1 protein-coding gene is annotated in these 273 nt (G+C 45.8%); it reads right to left on the bottom strand.

The genetic code is table 11. From position 1 onward, the window contains the following. A partial coding sequence (locus QN347_RS19905) for a response regulator (RefSeq protein ID WP_323494415.1) occupies positions 1-273 on the bottom strand: 273 nt, incomplete at both ends.

The raw sequence follows: 273 nt of genomic DNA, 5'->3' as shown, positions 1-273 counted from the left end.
GGGCTATACGGCTTAGAAATATAGTCATCTGCCCCTAGCTCTAAGCCAACAATGCGATCAGTCTCGTCCGAACTGGCTGTGAGCATAATCACGGGAACGTTGGAGCGATTTCTCACCACTTTGCACAATGCAAACCCGTCCGTATCCGGCAGCATCACATCTAAAATGACCAAAGATAATTCATCTGCGTAGCGGTGAAACTCGGCCAAAAATGATTCACCGTTATGTGCCAGCTTGACCTCATATTGATTTTTTTCCAGATAGGTCTTTAAC

The organism is Sphingomonas sp. 10B4 (assembly GCF_035019905.1).
Classification (GTDB): domain Bacteria; phylum Pseudomonadota; class Alphaproteobacteria; order Sphingomonadales; family Sphingomonadaceae; genus Sphingomonas; species Sphingomonas glacialis.
This window is presented reverse-complemented; position numbering and strand designations above follow the sequence as displayed.